The organism is Gilliamella sp. BG1 (assembly GCF_046635625.1).
Taxonomy (GTDB): domain Bacteria; phylum Pseudomonadota; class Gammaproteobacteria; order Enterobacterales; family Orbaceae; genus Gilliamella; species Gilliamella bombi.
In genome coordinates this window covers 1-17,901 of the sequence record NZ_JBIDFG010000022.1, presented here as the reverse complement: position 1 = coordinate 17,901, position 17,901 = coordinate 1, and the positions used below count along the sequence as shown (strand labels likewise).

Below are 17,901 nucleotides of genomic sequence, written 5' to 3'. Positions count from 1 at the left end.
AGTCGTGGCCGATAATGCCTGTGATTCTAATGAGTACAGCAATAACAACAACGGTGCTAATGCCAATGGGATTTTTGAAAATAATTTTATGGATAATTTCGATAATAATTCCAGAGATAATTTCGATGATATAAATGAGCTTCGAGTAAAAACTTGTCGAATAGGATTATTTGATAAATTTAAGACATAAGTTTGCCAGTGCTTGTGCCTTGTGCCTTGTGCCTAAAATGGTACTGCATTTCGTTTCACCTGTCAAGTAATATTTTGTTTTATTTGAATTTTTATGTTTATTCGCTTATTTAATAAGCTTGTCTTTCTAAAGCGATTAAAGTATAGCCGTTTAAGGGGTGATTGACTAGTTTTTTAGCGGACTTTTTTGTAAAGAAATGTAAAGATGATATGTTTACACTTTTTTAGTATCAAAAAGGTAAAATCATAGATTCATTTTATATTCAATCGGTGACTGATAATTTAAAGACTATTACAAGTAATCCTCTTTCATATACAGAAAACCTAAAATACACAATTATCTTGCAATTTAAATTTTAATTATCAAACCTCGTATCAGTAAATATCAAGTAATTCCTATAATAATAAAAGCTATAATTTACAGGAATATCTCCCTGTAAATTATTTTGAGTTTAAATCTGTTTTTATATCTAATTTTTAATTAATGACTGTTTCGGTTAGTGATTAACTATTAAAAGCACTTTCGCCATGGCTATTAATATCCAGACCTTCTCTTTCATGTTCTTCTGATACTCTTAAGCCAACAATGATATCTGCAATTTTATAAGCAATATAAGCAACCACTGTTGTCCAAACTACGCAGGTAATAACACTCATCAATTGTATTCCTACTTGAGTTGCCATTGTAATGCCTTCGGCATAACCAATACCTCCTAAAGATTCTGATGTAAATATACCAGTTAATATACAACCCACAATTCCACATACGCCGTGTACACCAAATACATCACATGTATCATCAACTTTTAGAATTCTTTTGAGTGTTGATACTCCCCAGACACCAGCAAAACCACAAATAAGCCCTATTAACATAGCACCACCTACACCAACAAGACCTGCCGCTGGTGTTACACCTACTAATCCCGCTATCACTCCTGATGCCGAACCAAGGCAAGATGGTTTACCTCGTAAAAACCATTCTGCGAATGTCCATGCCAAAACCGCTGCTGCTGTAGCTGCAACAGTGTTAATAAAGGCTAAACCTGCGATTTCATCTGCATGCGTTGATGATCCTGCATTAAAGCCAAACCAACCTATATAAAGAATAGCAGCTCCAAGGTAGACATAAGGTAGGTTAAATGGTTTTAGTGGTTCACGATTATAACCAATACGTTGTTTGATCAGATAAGCACCCACTATTCCTGCAATCGCAGCATTAATATGTACTACAGTACCACCAGCAAAATCAAGTGCTCCTTCATCACCTAAAATTCCGCCTCCCCATACCATATGCGCCATGGGAATATATGAAAATGTAAACCATAACACCATAAATATTAATACTGCTGAAAAACGAATTCGTTCAGCAAAAGCACCAGGAATTAAGCAACAAGTAATACAAGCAAATGATCCTTGGAATGCGATCCAAATTAGCTCGTAAATCGATCCTGACACATCTGTAATACCTATTCCTGCTAATAGAAAATGGTTAAAGTTGCCATAAAACCAGTTTCCTTCACCAAAAGCAAGTGAATAACCATAAATAATCCATAGCACCGCTATTAACGAAAAAGTTACTAGCACTTGTGTTAGCATCGATAACACATTTTTAGAACGTAATAATCCACCATAAAACAATGCAATCCCTGGTACCGACATAAAAAGTACTAGGGCGGTACAGATCATCATAAAGCCGTTATCCGCTTTATCAACTACGGCAGCTTCTTCGGCAAAAGCTGAACTTGAGAATAAAATAACTAAAAAGGGAATAATTTTTTTCAACATAATGATTTCCTTAACAATCAATTACAATGCCGAGTCATCGGTTTCACCAGTACGTATACGCACTACATGTTCAAGTGAACTGACAAAAATCTTTCCATCACCAATTTTGCCAGTATATGCTGCTTTAGTAACTGTACTAATAACTTGGTCAAGTTCATCATCTCTAATAGCTAAATCAATTTTAACTTTAGGTAGAAAATTGACATTATATTCTGCACCACGGTAAAGTTCGGCATGACCTTTTTGTCGTCCAAAACCTTTAACTTCGGTAACAGTTAATCCTGTAATACCTATATTAGATAAGGCTTCTCGGACTTCTTCTAATTTGAAAGGTTTTATAACTACGGTAACTAATTTCATCAATCGCTCCTAAAAATTGTGAGTTACAGATTAAATTATGCAAAGAGTGTGCCAAAAAAATTAACTTGAATTGAATTTGCTACTACAACTTAATTTATAAAAATATAGCTATCATAAAATTAAAGTTCAGCTGTTTTGATTGGAAGGTTAAAACAAAAGATAACAAATAGTTAATAGATTTATTATTTAGCAGCGCACTAATATGGTGCCAATGCATATTAGTGGTGCTTAGCTGTTATAAAAATTAATAGGATCTAGAATGTCACCATTAACTTGCGATATTCGTCATAAGCAAAGTGATCTGTCATGCCACTAATATAATCCTGCAATAAGCGACATCGATAGTAGAATTCCATACACGCAAAATTTTCCGCTTTATTTATATTGAGTTTGTTAACTGCTTGTTTATAAGCGACACAATGTTTTGAGGATAATTTATGATATAAGCGAGTTTCAATAGGATAATTTTTGTGATGTTTATCCTCAACCAATTTCAAAAAGTCGTTAGTAGGCATATCAAGCAGTGGGCTATAAATATCGAGCAATCCACTAATAATTCGGTACCCTTGAAGTTCAATATTTTCAACCGATTCATGGTTAAATATATGTTCAAGTCCAACTGTTTTGAAAATATTGAGTAATTTATATTCTGCACCATGATCTTCAAGTAAGGCATGATTAAATGAGCCGTGATAAATTTCTTCAATATTTTCAATAAAGCGTTCAGCAGCATGTGGTACCAATTTGCCAATAGTGTTGACACGTAGGTACATAAAAAATTGGTCGATGCCTATCGCATCAAAACCATTTTGATTTAGATTTTCATAAGGGCGATTGACAACGGTATCAAACAGATCACCTTTTTTAATCGGTCCCCATGCCTCAGCTAAGTAAGTATAAAGCTGTTTTACTGTTAGAATTTTCTTTTCAACCGCATCTTCTAGATCGGCAATGCAATATGAGATATCGTCGGCGGCTTCCATAATATAGGTAAATGGATAACGATGAAATGGTTTGATATCAAGCTGTTTAGATAACTCCTCAATAAATGGTTCTTCTGATAAATAATAACCTGCTTTTTTCATTAAATAAGAAAATTCTGGCAGTACCGGCTTAGACCAATAAGCTGGTTTAGAATATTTCATAATTGAAGCAATCTGAGAGTAAGTTAAATTGAGACGTAATATTGTATGCACTAAACGAATTGCTTGTGCATTACCTTCGAAACTTGATAAATCTTGGCGGATTTTAGTTTTAAGTTCTTTTATTTCTTCTTTATCACTAACATTTATTTCAAGAAATCGATAATCTGTTGCTCTGCCAAGACCCAAACGTAGAGTAAACCATTTATTAATGGCAGCCTCACCAAAATGACCAAATGGAGGATTACCAATATCATGCATTAAACAAGCCATTTCAACTAGGCTTTCAATCGCCATTATACAATTATCAAGCCCGTATTTTTTTAATTTTCCAGCATTGCCTAGGCGATTAACGATTTCTTTGACTATGTATCGCCCAACTTGTTGCACTTCCATAGAGTGAGTAAGTCTTGTTCTAACTACTGAGTTTCGTTCTAATGGAAAAACTTGCGTTTTTTGCTGTAGGCGACGAATAGCGGCTGAGTTTATGATGCGTCCACGATCACTTTCAAAACAGCGTACTATTGAGTACTCATCAGACAGAGCTTCACGCTGTTTGCTAGCATAACGCTGATAATTAATTTTTTGGTTAAAGTTGATCATGGGTTCATCCTTAATTTAATCACCTTAATTGTTTTAAATCTTCAAATTGCTAATGTTTGTTTTGCCCATTCAATACTTTTTTGATAATCATTAGGTAATAACGGTATTAAATTCTCTAATGCTTTTAACAATTTGTTTGTTTGGTTATGGGTTAAATTTAAATGCCCTACTTTACGTCCAACTCTAACTTCTTTTTCATACCAATGAAGATGTACCAAATCAATTGATAACCAATTTAAATTTAATTCTGTGCCAATTAAGTTAACCATAACTGATGGCGTAAATACATCTGGCTTAGGAAATGGAAGCCCCAATATAGCCCGAAGATGTAATTCAAATTGGCTAATTGAAGCTCCATTTTGCGTCCAATGACCACTATTATGTACTCGTGGAGCAAGTTCGTTGATCAGTAGTTCATTACCAACAATAAAGCATTCCATTGCCATTACGCCAATATAATTCAATTTATGCATAATAGCAGATAGCATTTGTTCTGCTTTTATTTGTAATGAATCTGATTTGTTAGGTTGTACAACACTTATTTTTAAGATGCCGTCTTGGTGGAAGTTATTGGTAAGGGGATAAAATACTGTTTCACCTTTTGCATTACGAGCGCCTATTAATGACATCTCTTTTTCGAACGGGATAGCCTGTTCAACAATAGCGTGCTGATAGATATCATCAGGTACAGTTATTGGACCATTAATAGCAATTCGCCATTGCCCTCGTCCATCATAACCGCCAGTTCTACGTTTAACAATTAATCGATCGCCAAGTTCAGTAAATAACGTTGACCAATCTTGAGGGTGATCAAGCGAAAACCATTTCGCTGTCGGTAAACCAAGTTCGTCAAGTAGCTGTTTTTGCGTTAAACGGTCGGCAATAATAGGAAAGACATCTCGATTAACAAAATGCGAATGTTTAGCTAAAATTTGTGTAAACGGAGTATCTGACCATCGCTCAATTTCAGCTGTTATTACTGACTGTTGATATGGAATGACGGTAGGATCTACATCTAATCCAACTGGATAAACTTTTATACCTATTGGTTCGCCTGCTTGCTTAAGCATTCGCCCTAATTGCCCGTTACCTAGTACACAAACAGATTGAAGTTTCATATTATGCATTCACTCTTGGATCTGGGTTATTTAGTACCTCATCAGTTTGAGTTAATCGCCATGTTGATAAACGTTGATATATTTCTTTATCATGTAGAGCTAGAATCTGTGCAGCAAGTAATGCCGCATTCGCTGCACCAGATTTACCTATTGCTAAAGTACCAACAGGAATACCTTTAGGCATTTGAACAATAGAATAGAGACTATCTACTCCACTTAATGCAGCACTTTGCACTGGAACACCTAATACAGGAATCAGCGTTTTAGCAGCTAACATACCTGGCAAATGAGCCGCACCGCCAGCACCAGCTATGATTACATCAAAGCCTTTTTGTTTAGCATCTTCAGCAAAACAAAATAATTTATCAGGGGTACGGTGAGCAGAAACGATTTCAACATGATAAGGAATTGTTAACGCATCAAGGATGTCGGCTGCGTGTTGCATAGTAGTCCAATCGCTTTTGGAACCCATTACTATGGCAATTCTAGGTTGAGTATGCATGGCAAATGTATGAATAATTAAAATAAGATGTATGTGAAGTATACACTAAAATTTAATTAATGGGGATAGTAAGGATTTTATCTGTTAGCAATTAAAATACATGTTCCCAGCAGAATGAAGATGATAAACAAAGTGATACCGCCGAATAGTATCGGCGGTGAAGAAAAAGTTAGCCTTTTACTGCTGCCACGATTTTAATTTCTATCAAATATTCTTTTTTCATTAACCCTGCTTGCACTGTACAACGTACTGGTGCACTACCTTTAGCTACCCATTCGTCCCATGCTTTATTCATAGCGGCAAAGTCACTTTTATTAACTAAAAATAATGTTACATCTAATATACGTGATTTATCACTGTTAGCTCGGGCTAATATTTTGTCAATTTCAGCTAATGCACTTTTAGTCTGTACATAAGCGTCATTTTCAAGATTAGTAGGAACACTTGTGTAATAAATAACGTTATTATGGATCACTGCTTCAGACCAGCGGTTATCTGGATCAATTCGTGTTATTGTCATCATATTTTCCTTGTTAGATGAGTTATTAAGAAACTTTAATAAAATCAGCACGCAATTTTTTTATTTCATCACGCAATACACCAGCTTTTTCAAACTCAAGATTCTTAGCCGCTTCGTACATCATTGCTTCAAGCTCTTTCACTTTTGCCTGTACTTCTTTAACTGAGACATACTGATAAGGTTTGCCTGGTTCAAATGCTTGTACTTTGGCTGTTGATTTTTTGGTACTTAAACCTGCCTCTAATACGTCTTTAATTTCTTTGCGTACTGATTTTGGTGTAATGCCGTGTGCTGTATTAAAGTCTTCCTGTTTTTTACGACGACGGGCAGTTTCATCAATCGTTTTTTGCATAGCAGGGGTTATTCTATCAGCATATAATATGGCTTTACCATTTACATTACGAGCTGCACGCCCTACGGTTTGAATTAGTGAACTTTCTGAACGTAAAAAACCTTCGCGATCAGCATCCAATATTGCTATTAGTGAGACTTCAGGTATATCTAAACCTTCTCGCAATAAGTTAATACCCACAAGTACATCAACTTTACCTAAACGTAGGTCACGAATAATTTCCATACGTTCAACCGTATTGATGTCTGAATGCAAATATTTTACAGTTACATTATGTTCTGACAGATAATCAGTTAAGTTTTCTGCCATACGTTTAGTTAATGTGGTCACTAAAACACGCTCTTCGTTATTGATACGAATTTTGATTTCTGATAATAGATCATCAACCTGCGTTGCAACTGGTCGAACTTCGATAATAGGATCTAATAAACCTGTAGGTCTAACTACTTGTTCAATAATTTCATTACCTGATTTTTCAATTTCGTATTTAGCTGGTGTTGCTGACACATAAATCGTTTGTGGCATGATGTTTTCAAATTCAGCAAATTTTAGCGGTCGATTGTCTAGTGCTGATGGCAAACGAAAGCCATATTCAACCAGATTAAGTTTACGTGAACGGTCACCATTATACATTGCCCCTAATTGTGGAATAGCCACGTGAGATTCGTCAATAAACAGTAATCCATCAGGTGGCAAATAATCAAATAAGGTTGCTGGCGGATCGCCTGGATTACGCTGAGCTAAAAAGCGTGAATAGTTTTCAATCCCAGAGCAATACCCCAATTCGGTCATCATTTCGATATCAAATAATGTCCGCTGAGTTAAACGTTGCTCCTCTAATAGACGATTATTGTCTAACAGAACTTTTTGACGTTCTTTAAGCTCTTGCTTTATTTGCGCAATAGCGTTTTCCATAATGTTTCTTGGTGTGACGTAGTGTGTTTTTGGATAAATTGTTATCCGCGATACTTCATTTATGCTATTACCTGTAAGCGGATCAAACATAACAATTCGATCGACTTCATCATCAAATAACTCAACGCGCACAGCAAGATCGTCTGAATCAGCTGGAAAAATATCTATAACATCTCCTCGAACACGAAATGTACCACGACTAAAACCTATTTCATTACGAGTGTATTGCAATTCAGCTAATCGAGTTAAGATTGAACGCTGATCGGTTATGGTGCCTTTTGTTAGGTGTAATATCATCGACATATAGGTTTCTGGTGCTCCTAAACCATAAATAGCCGACACCGAAGCAACAATTACAACATCACGTCGTTCTAGTAGTGATTTAGTGGCAGAAAGACGCATTTGTTCTATATGTTCATTGATTGATGCATCTTTTTCAATAAATGTATCGGTTGACGGTACATAAGATTCAGGTTGATAGTAATCATAATAAGATACGAAGTATTCAACCGCATTTTCAGGGAAAAAGGCTTTCATTTCACCATATAGCTGAGCGGCTAATGTTTTATTTGGTGCTAAAATAATTGTAGGGCGATTATGTTTAGCAATAACATTTGCCATGGTAAATGTTTTACCTGATCCTGTTACGCCTAATAATGTTTGATGTGCAATCCCATCATCAAGATTTTGATTAATCCTTTTTATTGCTTCTGGCTGATCACCTGCGGGCTTAAATTCGGAACATAATTTAAATTTTTTCATTACATCGCAACCTAATATTTTACCTATTAATAAAAATTATCCCCAAAAGGACTTGACCTTTTAAAATTTGCTATTTTTTGTTCAATTAACATTTTCATTTATAAAAAAGACAATTAATTTATAACTTGATTTACAATAACATGTTGATATAAAACAAAAAAATATTTCATGATTAAGTTACAATCAAATTAAGAAAAATCCTGATAGTTACTGAGGTTAGCGCTTTTTTCAATAAAATACTCACAGAGTTATCCACAGGCAACGGGGATAACTTTATAAGTATAGTCTTTATAAACTTTTTTAAATTATCAAGATAAAATTTCAAAAAAAAATCCCTTTTATTTTAATGTTTATTCCTATCTTTAATACAGTTTTTGATAGTTTTAACTAATCATTAGATTTATCTGTTCGATTTGATATTGATAGCTATGATCCAAGTTTTGGATGAAAGTCAATCGGTGAGTGATGCATTTTGGCGCATCTTCTGCGTGATGAGACACAAATAGCAACTGCGTGTACCCTTCACTAATTAAACGATCTATCCAACGTTTTACTAATTCTCGATTAAGATGATCGAGCCCTTGCAATGGTTCATCTAAAATAAGCAGTGTCGGATGTTTAACCAACGCTCTGGCAATCAATACTAATCTTTGTTGTCCCCAAGAAAGCGATTGAAAGGGTTTATCCGCCTGCGTTTGTAACCCTAATAATTGTAGCCATTCATCAGCCAATTTAGCTTGTTTATCACTGGTAGCTTGGTAGACACCAATCGAATCAAAATAGCCTGACAATAACACAGTTTTAACGCTAGAACTAACTCGATAAGCCAAATGTAAGCTGCTACTAACATAACCAATATGGCGTTTAATATCCCAAATCGTTTCACCCGAACCTCGTTTACGACCAAATAAAGTGAGATCATTGCTATACCCTTGCGGATGATCGCCAGTTATTAAACTTAATAACGTTGATTTACCTGCGCCATTAGGTCCAACTATTTGCCAATTTTGTTTGGCTTTTACTCGCCAAGTTAATCCATTAATGATTGCTTTATCATCATAATATACATAACCATTATTTAATATGACTCGATCTAATTGATCCGCTAATTGAGTTGGTGGTTCGTCGGCTTCTGGTAATGGCATATTGGAAATATTTTCCAAATCAGCTAATTGCTTAACAGTTGTATCGTTTAATATTGTATCTTTTGTATCAATTTTCAATAGTTGGCAGTCGGCTAGTATGCCAATATTTTCAATAAATGTAGGAATTTCATTAAATCGATTTAAAACAAGGACAATTGTGATACCTTGCTTAGCAAGATCTGCTAGTATTTCGGCTAAATTTTCACGTGATGCCACATCTAAGCCATCAAAAGGCTCATCTAATATCAGAAAATCAGGCTGCTGCATCAAGACTCGACAGATTAAGGCTTTGCGTGTTTCACCAGTTGAAAGATATTTAAAGCGTTTCGTTAATAGGTGTTCAATTCCAAATTGTATTGCTAATTTTTGGCAAAGTGCTTGATTAAAATTATTTTCTTGTATAATTTGCTGAGTGGTTAATCCTGTATCGTTTTCACCTTCGCTTAGCATATCTGTATTATTGCGTTTCCATTCATCATCAATTAGTTTTTGTAGCTGTTCAAACGATATGTGTGCTATGGAGTTAAATTGATTAATTACTTTGCCTGATAATAATGTTTGCTCACCAGCCAATGCTTTAACTAGTATAGATTTACCGCTGCCATTACGCCCCACAAAAGCAACATTACTGCCTTGATTTATTGTAAGTGATTTAATTGTAAAAACTAGGTAGTCGCTAATTTTAAAATGTGCGTTTTCTATTTGTAGCATGATAACCTCGTATTGCTAAACTAATGTCGCAACAATAATATTTTGTGGATTAATAAATAGTTTTGATTGTTTGCCTGTAGTTAAGGCCGATTTTTTTACTTCACTGGCTAATTTGTTAGCATAAAGCACTATGCCAGAAGATAGTGTGAAAGCAATTTCACTCCAATTGCCATCAGTAGTGATTTTTTGAACGGTAACCGACAAGCAGTTTTCGTTCTCGATTTCATTTTTTAATTCAATTAATGGAGCTTTAATCAACAGCAATACTGTTTTGTCCGTACTCAACTTTAGCCGTTCAATACTTGACTGAGTAATATAAACTTTTAACTCAGTTTGATTATCACTAAGTAGCACTGTAATAAAACCAGCAACATCATTTGTTTGAATCTGCTTAACCGTACCATATAATTGATTTCGTGCACTGGTTTGTAATGATAGTCTAGCTGTAGCTTTTAAAATATCATCTAAAGGTACTTTGTCATCATTTAGTATGTTAAAAGCGTTTTGTTGTAGTTGAGTTAATAGATCATAGAGTTGGATAAATCTAACTGCATAAGCACTCAGTTTAGTGCCTCCTCCATTTTTACCACCAATTGCAGTAATTAAAAAAGGTTTAGGTGCTAATTTATTTATATCATTAATGGCATCCCAAGCGGTTTTATAACTAATACCAATTTGCTTGGCAGCCTGACTTAATGACCCCGTCTGTTCAATTGCTTTTAATAACGCAATACGCCTTGGATCAGTAAATAACTGCTGTTTTATATTTAACGTTAATAAAATTTCAGGAGAAAACATAATTTAACACCATGAAGAACCGACTAATCAATTTGGAAGAGATAATAGTGGTTATTGTAGACCCTTTTTGGCATTCCTTCAAAACTTGGTAAAAATTTTGTTGATTGTCATATCGTATCAGCTTAAATGAATTTTAATTGTACTTTATATATAAATTCTGCTAGCATCGATATGTTATATTTTATATAGCGTTTATTTAATAATTTACCAAATAACTTAATAAATCATAATAATCAATTAGATAAATAATATTAACAGTTAAAATTAACTCAATTTTATTGTGAGGAACAAAATGAAAAAAATTATTGGAATTATCTTAATGATGGCAATAACTTTTTCAGTTTCAGCTGCTGAAAAAATGACTATATTTGCCGCTGCCTCATTGACTAATGCTATGCAAGATATCGCTGCAGCTTATAAAACAGAACATAAAGATGCAAATATTGTATTCTCATTTGCTTCATCATCAGTATTAGCTAAACAGATTGAACAAGGTGCACCTGCGGATATATTTATGTCAGCTGATCAAAAGTGGATGACTTATCTTATTGAGCATAATTTAACTAAAAATAAACACGATTTATTAAAAAATACATTGGTGCTTATTGCTCCTCAAAATTCACATTTAGAGAATGTTTCAATTAATAAAAATACCAATTGGGAAATTATTTTACCTAAAGGTGAAAGAATAGCTATTGGTGATCCTGATCATGTACCAGCAGGAATGTATGCAAAAGAATCATTAACTAATTTAGGGGTATTTAATAAATTATCGCCACAATTTGCCCCAGCGAGCAATGTAAGAGACGCTTTGGTACTAGTTGAGCGTAATGAAGCTACGCTTGGTATTGTATATAGTACCGATGCAAAAATAAGCAATAAAGTAAAAATAATTGGATCCTTTCCTGAAGATACATTTAAGTCTATCGAATATCCCATCACTTTGTTAAATCCGAAAGCAACTGATTTTTATCAATATTTAAATTCACCACAAGCTAAAGTTATTTTTGAAAAATATGGATTTATAACAAAGTAATTTAATAAGTAAATAATTTTATAAAACTATGTTATTAACTGAATTTGAATGGCGAACCTTACTACTTAGTGTAAAGATAGCCGCCACAGCAATTGGTTTTAGTTTGCCAATAGGAATTTTAACCGCTTGGATATTGGCACGCTGTCAATTTTTTGGTAAATCGCTATTTGATAGCATCGTACATCTTCCTCTTGTTTTACCACCAGTTGTTTTAGGTTATTTGTTGTTAATAACCATGGGACGACGTAGCGTTATTGGCGAGTGGTTGAGTAGCCATTTAAATATTAGTTTTAGCTTTAATTGGCAAGGTGCAGCTTTAGCTTCGGCTGTAGTTGCATTTCCATTAATGGTGCGTTCAATTCGTTTAGCCATTGAATCAATTGATACACGCCTTGAAAACGTTGCTCGGACTCTTGGTGCCCATAAGTGGCGAGTTTTTATAACTATTACTTTACCATTAGCCTTTCCTGGTATTCTTATGGGAATTGTATTGGGTTTTGCCCGTTGCTTAGGGGAATTTGGTGCAACCATCACTTTTGTGTCAAATATTCAAGATGAAACTCGCACCTTACCATTAGCAATGTATACTTTGCTACAAATTCCCAATGGTGAACAAGGTGCTTTACGACTGTGTATTATTTCGGTTGTGTTATCACTAATCGCACTTTTTTTATCCGAATTGTTAAATCGATGGCATAAAAAGAAGTTAGCAGGATAATCAATATGTTAAAAATAGATGTTCGCAAACAACTTGCTTCGTTTTCGTTCCAATTCAATCATGAGATAGCCTGCCAAGGGGTTACTGCTATTTTAGGCGTTTCAGGCTCAGGAAAATCCACACTAGTAAACCTTGTTAATGGATTAATTAAACCTGATCAAGGCCAAATCCAGTTGAATGGCTTACCACTAGTTGATTGCGATAAACACCTTTTTGTTACTCCTGAAAATCGGCATATTGGTACCGTTTTTCAAGATGCATTACTTTTCCCTCATTATAAAGTTATTAAAAATCTGATTTATGGTGCTAAAAATTTCAAGCAATCAAGATTTGATGAAATAGTTAATGTACTTAATGTCCGACCATTATTAAATCGTTATCCTGCTATGTTATCTGGTGGAGAAAAACAGCGAGTAGCAATTGGTCGAGCACTATTAACCAACCCTTTACTACTATTAATGGACGAACCGCTTTCAGCTCTAGATATGCCAAGAAAAAAAGAATTGTTAACTTATATTAATAAATTAACTAATGAGCTAAATATACCCATTATTTATGTAACACATAATATTAATGAAGTTAAACAAATAGCCGATAATGTTGCAATTTTAGATCAAGGCAAGCTGATTGAGTTTGGTAAGACCGAACATGTTTTACAAAGTGACTATTTAAAAGAATGGTTATAAAGTTCTAAAGTATTACTATTTTCCGCTTGTTTAATATATGTCACGCCATCATGCCAAGCACCAAGCACCGCACGAGTTGCAGTGTTGCCTTCAATTTGAAAATGATGTACAGCAGGTTTATGTGTATGACCGTGCACCATAATATCTGCATTATGTTTAACCATCATTTCAATAACTGCTTGCTGATTCACATCCATGATATTTTCAGATTTGAGTTGATTATGTTGACTACTTTTTTTTCGTAACTTTGCTGCAATTTTCAACCGAATAAAAAGAGGTAAAAATAAAAATAATTTTTGAAGCCATTTATTATGCATAACTTTTCGGAAATTTTGATATTGATGGTCGTCAATACACAGTAAATCACCATGTAAAAAAATGATGTTTTTTCCTTGATTAGAAAGGCAATTAATCTCAGGCAGTAAGGTCATTTCGCATTGTTGTGCATACTTTTTTCCCAATAAAAAATCACGATTACCATGGACGAAATATTTTCTTATATTACGTTTTGATAAGGCTTGTAAAGCCTGCGCAATTTGATAATGTAAGTTTGTTTTTACATCATCCCCAACCCAGTAATCAAAAAGGTCGCCTAGAATGTAAAGCTCGCAGTTGTCGGGCAAAGTATCCAAAAAAGACAAAAAGCCTGCGGTTATATTAATATAACCTGAAGCAGGCTCATTATCTGCTAAATGAATATCAGCAATAAAATAACGAACAGGATTATTCAACCGTGACACTCGTAATAATAACATCTTCAACAGGAACATCAGAATGCATACCACTGCGCCCTGTTTTAACAGCTTTTATTTTATCAACCACATCAAGCCCATCAACAACTTGTGCAAAAACACAATAGCCATAACCATTAATGTCCGCAGAGCGAAAGTTGAGATAATCATTATCAACCACGTTGATAAAAAATTGCGCAGTTGCCGAATGAGGATCTGATGTACGTGCCATTGCTAAAGTACCACGTTCATTTTTTAGACCGTTATTTGCTTCGTTTTTAATTGGTGATTTTGTCTTTTTTTGGTTCATTCCAGGCTCAAAACCACCACCTTGAATCATGAAATTATTAATAACACGATGAAATATTGTGTTGTTATAAAAGCCTTCTTTGCAATATTCAACAAAATTTTTAACAGTTTCTGGCGCCTTATCATCAAAAGTTTTGATTTTAATATCACCTAAATTAGTGTGAAATATGATCATTGCATAATCCTTTTTTTAATATATATCTTTTGAATAAAATTTAGTAAATCTTGATTAATATAAATTATTTACCAAATTTTTCACATGCTTCTAGTGTATTGCTCATTAACATAGCAACAGTCATTGGACCAACACCACCAGGAACAGGTGTGATCCATCCCGCTCTTTTAACAGCAACATCAAACTCTACATCACCTGCAAGTTTACCATCTGGCAAACGATTGATACCAACATCAATGACGATTGCACCTGGCTTTATCCACTCCCCCTTAACATAATTAGCAATGCCTACTCCCGCAACGACAATATCCGCATTGCTAACATGTTTTGCTAAATCAACAGTACGACTATGGGTAATGGTTGTTGTGCAACCTAATAATAATAACTCTAATGCCATTGGACGACCCACAATGCTTGATGCTCCTACAACGGTAGCATTTAAACCTGACAGATTTATGCCGGTGGATTCTAGCATTTTGACTACGCCATAAGGAGTACATGGTCGCAAGATTGGATCACGCTGTAGCAAGTGTCCAATATTATATGGGTGAAAACCATCAACATCTTTACTTGGATCAATACGTTCAAGAACCTTTGTTTTATCAATATTATCAGGTAAAGGCAGTTGTACTAAAATACCATGCACATCTAAACGTTGATTTAGTTCATCAATTAATGCTAATAATTCATCGGTGGTCGTCGAGGTAAAGTCATAAGCAAATGAAACAAAACCAACATCATCACAAGCCTTTTGCTTATTTTTAACATAGATTTTTGATGCAGGGTCTGAACCGACTTGAATTACAGCTAATCCTGGGACTGATAGTCCTTTTTCAATACGCATTTTGACTTTATTAGCAATTTCAGTTCGTATTTGTTGTGCTAATACTTTCCCATCAATTATATGTGCAGTCATAAGCTTCCGTTTAACTATCTTATTAGAGGTATCATTTTCGCAAAAGTTTTTATTAATGTCTATTTAGTTATGAATTGATTGATTAAGTTGATTCAATATTTGTTTGTATTGAGCATCAATATCTGTAATAACTGAACAAATATGAGCATCAAAAGCTTTTAATTTAGGTTTTTGAGCCTTCCATTCATTTTTAGAAATTTGTTTAATTGCTCCATAATTTTTAAAAAATTCGAAATGCAAAATACTTCCGCCCACAACATTATAAAAAATGCGTTGACCAATATCTTCTCCATCTTTTTTGATATTATTAAAATGTCGGTAAGAAAATCGCGTATTACCATTTTCAGTAATAATTGATGCATGTAACAACTTGACTAAACGTTTATATAATTTGTTTAACTCGCTTTTTAGCTCATTATCATCGCCCAATTGATTTTTTATTGCTTTTTCAAAAGTTTCTTTAACTTCAGTTAAAAGGCTTAATGATTGTTGTTCTAGTAGCGGTAACTGTTGACGTAAATCTTGCTGAAATTGAATCAGTTCTTTTTGTAATGATGGATTAAGTGATATCGTTTCTTTATTTAAAATGACATTACCATTTGGCATGATAATTAAATCATTTTTTTTATCAAAAATATGTACACTTTCTCTATTTATCGTAATGTCATAACTGGGCTTAATCCCACACTCTTTTTTAGCAGCAAATACGGTGATAGGTAACAACAAAGCAATCAATATCAATTTTTTTAACATATTCATATCCAGCTAGTTAATTCATGAATGATTATAACGTCTACTAAGAAATAAACATAATAAAATTAAATAAGTACTATAATTTTAAAAACAATACTCGCCAAACGGTTTAATTACTTTATATGATATCAAAATTAATTATAAGTAGTTTTATACTAAAACACATAGTTACCTGAAAGTTTTTGACAAACAATTTTTATCCTATTGAACAAAAATCGAATTCATCCTCCATAGTTTTTGCTTAAATTATACACCGCAAGTTAAATGGTAAAGAGTAGTAGGCTAGAGAACTAATACAGTAAGGATATTCATATGAATATGCGAGCCTTGACCATTAAAAAAGTGCAGACTAGCGCCCGATGGTACAGTTATATGATAGATAGTATTTCATGATAGTGTGTGAATTCTTTATACAACTAATTAATGTTCTTAAAAGAGGTGAGTTTACTGAGTAATATGTAGGAACTACTTGTTGTGTTATTTATCGTAATTTGAGAAACAATGGTAATGGAAAACATAAAAAAATAGCGCCTTATCACCAGAAGGCAATATGGCGCTAAAATCATAAAAATAGCCGTCACTGATTCAGAGAGTTACGTTTCAGTTAATCTGAGTTTTATATAACTCGATATTATCATATATTGTAGAATCATTAACGTTTACACGCTATTTTACTATTGTCACCCTTTTCAGCTTCACGTGTAGAAACATAACCAGATAAGTTAACTGTAAAATAAATATTATACTTAGCGTAATCTATTTCTCTAGTCCAAAAAAGAACATTGTAAGTATTATCTTTAGGCCAATTTGATTTAGGATAGTTTTTATTCGATAGCCAGCCCCATTCCCCCATAACTGAACCGCCAATTGATCGCGTAAAACTATTGGGATAAATTTTCCAATTCTGATTTTCTGCAACATTAATAGCTGGAGAATTAGTATAATCTTTACGTAAAGGTATATTATCCATTCCTCCACATAAATTGATTGCATTAGATAAATTTATATTGTCGTTATTTTTAGGTTCTAACCACACAGAAGTTGGGTTAAATATATAATCATGAATGATTGAAGTATCTCTTTTTAACGTTGTCCTCACCGTAACATTTCCTGACGGCTTACTATTAAGTTCTACCACCCCATTTTGATCAACAGAAACACCTCCACCTGGGTTATTGAGTATTTGATAACGATAATCACCTTGTGCACCTATCATCACTAATTGAAATTTAGCTCCAGGAAAGCCAGTTGTTGGAAATTTTTTACCTGATTCTATTGGATTAGCTTTAAATCCCCAGTTATAAACATAATCAGCGCTATACCCTCCACCAGCGTTAGGATGTCGGCTTATATTCGTACCATTCCAAGCCCAAGGCCCTGAAATTGGGTTAGATGCCAGATTAGGATCATATGATCGCCATTGTAGATTAGGTGAAACAATCACATCATTCGGTTTTGCATAACAAATTTGCGATTTTGGTGCTATTTGGTAGGTCTTAGCTAGGGTAATTTGCTTGCCTACATCAGGTATTCCGTATGCTGAATGGGCACTAACATTGGTTTTTATGATGAGCTTTAATGGCATTGAAAAGCCACTACCACAACCTATCATTTTTTTCTTATCATTACCTATTATTCTTACACCATTATTGTCATACCACCAATAATTAGTCGA

General features: G+C 34.1%; 18 protein-coding genes. 4 read left to right on the top strand and 14 right to left on the bottom strand.

The window, feature by feature from the left end:
* Positions 1–190 (top strand): hypothetical protein (locus tag ACGH80_RS10900; protein WP_411631140.1); only part of this gene is annotated, 190 nt, incomplete at its 5' end.
* Positions 191–693: 503 nt separating this feature from the next.
* Here ACGH80_RS10900 and amtB read toward each other — a convergent pair.
* The 9 genes from amtB to ACGH80_RS10855 all read right to left on the bottom strand — a co-directional run bounded on the left by amtB (position 694) and on the right by ACGH80_RS10855 (position 10,902).
* On the bottom strand, positions 694–1,974 hold the full coding sequence (gene amtB, locus ACGH80_RS10895; RefSeq protein WP_065609250.1) for an ammonium transporter AmtB: 1,281 nt from the start codon (positions 1,972–1,974) through the stop codon (positions 694–696).
* 21 nt (positions 1,975–1,995) lie between these two features.
* Positions 1,996–2,334, bottom strand: coding sequence for a P-II family nitrogen regulator (gene glnK / locus ACGH80_RS10890; RefSeq protein WP_034912116.1), 339 nt, complete (start codon positions 2,332–2,334; stop codon positions 1,996–1,998).
* A 254-nt stretch (positions 2,335–2,588) separates the two neighbouring features.
* Positions 2,589–4,079, bottom strand: coding sequence for a dGTPase (dgt, locus tag ACGH80_RS10885; protein ID WP_065575579.1), 1,491 nt, complete (start codon positions 4,077–4,079; stop codon positions 2,589–2,591).
* Positions 4,080–4,120: 41 nt separating this feature from the next.
* On the bottom strand, positions 4,121–5,197 hold the full coding sequence (purK, locus tag ACGH80_RS10880) for a 5-(carboxyamino)imidazole ribonucleotide synthase (protein ID WP_034912166.1): 1,077 nt from the start codon (positions 5,195–5,197) through the stop codon (positions 4,121–4,123).
* A 1-nt stretch (position 5,198) separates the two neighbouring features.
* On the bottom strand, positions 5,199–5,699 hold the full coding sequence (gene purE / locus ACGH80_RS10875; protein ID WP_034912110.1) for a 5-(carboxyamino)imidazole ribonucleotide mutase: 501 nt from the start codon (positions 5,697–5,699) through the stop codon (positions 5,199–5,201).
* A gap of 169 nt (positions 5,700–5,868) precedes the next feature.
* Entirely contained in the window at positions 5,869–6,219 is a 351-nt protein-coding gene (locus ACGH80_RS10870; protein WP_411631141.1) for a RidA family protein, read from the bottom strand.
* Between the two features lie 25 nt (positions 6,220–6,244).
* Positions 6,245–8,248 (bottom strand): excinuclease ABC subunit UvrB, encoded by a 2,004-nt coding sequence (gene uvrB / locus ACGH80_RS10865; RefSeq protein WP_065607543.1) that lies wholly within the window; start codon positions 8,246–8,248, stop codon positions 6,245–6,247.
* A gap of 383 nt (positions 8,249–8,631) precedes the next feature.
* Positions 8,632–10,104, bottom strand: coding sequence for a molybdate ABC transporter ATP-binding protein ModF (modF, locus tag ACGH80_RS10860; protein ID WP_411631138.1), 1,473 nt, complete (start codon positions 10,102–10,104; stop codon positions 8,632–8,634).
* A 15-nt stretch (positions 10,105–10,119) separates the two neighbouring features.
* On the bottom strand, positions 10,120–10,902 hold the full coding sequence (locus ACGH80_RS10855) for a TOBE domain-containing protein (protein ID WP_411631136.1): 783 nt from the start codon (positions 10,900–10,902) through the stop codon (positions 10,120–10,122).
* 292 nt (positions 10,903–11,194) lie between these two features.
* Here ACGH80_RS10855 and modA point away from each other — a divergent pair, with 292 nt between their 5' ends.
* Genes modA through modC form a run of 3 tightly spaced genes read left to right on the top strand, consistent with a single transcriptional unit; the run spans position 11,195 to position 13,342 of the window.
* Positions 11,195–11,938 (top strand): molybdate ABC transporter substrate-binding protein, encoded by a 744-nt coding sequence (gene modA / locus ACGH80_RS10850; protein ID WP_065589341.1) that lies wholly within the window; start codon positions 11,195–11,197, stop codon positions 11,936–11,938.
* A gap of 28 nt (positions 11,939–11,966) precedes the next feature.
* Positions 11,967–12,656 (top strand): molybdate ABC transporter permease subunit, encoded by a 690-nt coding sequence (gene modB, locus ACGH80_RS10845; protein WP_411631134.1) that lies wholly within the window; start codon positions 11,967–11,969, stop codon positions 12,654–12,656.
* Between the two features lie 5 nt (positions 12,657–12,661).
* A complete protein-coding gene (gene modC, locus ACGH80_RS10840) occupies positions 12,662–13,342 on the top strand; it encodes a molybdenum ABC transporter ATP-binding protein (protein ID WP_065589343.1) in 681 nt (226 codons plus the stop codon).
* Here the strand turns inward: modC and ACGH80_RS10835 are convergent.
* The 5 genes from ACGH80_RS10835 to ACGH80_RS10815 form a co-directional block, all read right to left on the bottom strand.
* Positions 13,321–14,073: a UDP-2,3-diacylglucosamine diphosphatase gene (locus tag ACGH80_RS10835; protein WP_202983960.1), complete on the bottom strand. Its 753-nt coding sequence runs from the start codon at positions 14,071–14,073 to the stop codon at positions 13,321–13,323. The two genes, modC and ACGH80_RS10835, sit on opposite strands and share 22 nt — an antisense overlap.
* On the bottom strand, positions 14,066–14,557 hold the full coding sequence (gene ppiB / locus ACGH80_RS10830) for a peptidylprolyl isomerase B (RefSeq protein ID WP_065589345.1): 492 nt from the start codon (positions 14,555–14,557) through the stop codon (positions 14,066–14,068). Before ppiB ends, ACGH80_RS10835 begins: the two co-directional genes overlap by 8 nt.
* A gap of 64 nt (positions 14,558–14,621) precedes the next feature.
* Entirely contained in the window at positions 14,622–15,473 is an 852-nt protein-coding gene (folD, locus tag ACGH80_RS10825; protein WP_411631132.1) for a bifunctional methylenetetrahydrofolate dehydrogenase/methenyltetrahydrofolate cyclohydrolase FolD, read from the bottom strand.
* Positions 15,474–15,536: 63 nt separating this feature from the next.
* Entirely contained in the window at positions 15,537–16,226 is a 690-nt protein-coding gene (locus ACGH80_RS10820) for a DUF2884 family protein (protein WP_065589346.1), read from the bottom strand.
* Between the two features lie 652 nt (positions 16,227–16,878).
* Positions 16,879–17,901, bottom strand: a 1,023-nt coding sequence (locus ACGH80_RS10815) for a hypothetical protein (protein WP_411631130.1), incomplete at its 5' end; no start/stop codon positions are given.